This is a genomic window from Planotetraspora sp. A-T 1434, assembly GCF_025420585.1.
Taxonomy (GTDB): domain Bacteria; phylum Actinomycetota; class Actinomycetes; order Streptosporangiales; family Streptosporangiaceae; genus JAOEGB01.
Genome location: NZ_JAOEGB010000126.1, coordinates 1 through 324, shown reverse-complemented (window position 1 = coordinate 324; position 324 = coordinate 1). Strand labels below are relative to the sequence as shown.

At 66.7% G+C, this 324-nt stretch carries 1 protein-coding gene; it reads right to left on the bottom strand.

The window, feature by feature from the left end; genetic code table 11:
* On the bottom strand, positions 1 to 324 hold a 324-nt coding region (locus N5079_RS35245), incomplete at both ends, for a hypothetical protein (protein WP_261588561.1).

The window sequence follows — 324 nt, the reverse complement described above, 5'->3', positions numbered from 1 at the left end:
GATGTCGACCGGCGTGCCGTCCTCGAGGAACGGCATGTCCTCCACGGGGAGGATCTTGGAGATGACGCCCTTGTTGCCGTGACGGCCGGCGAGCTTGTCACCGTCGGTGATCTTGCGCTTCTGCGCCACATAGACGCGGACCAGCTCGTTCACACCGGGAGGAAGCTCGTCGCCCTCCTCACGGGAGAACACGCGGACGCCGATGACCTTGCCGGACTCGCCGTGCGGCACCTTCAGCGAGGTGTCGCGGACCTCACGCGCCTTCTCACCGAAGATCGCGCGAAGCAGCCGCTCCTCCGGGGTCAGCTCGGTCTCACCCTTCGG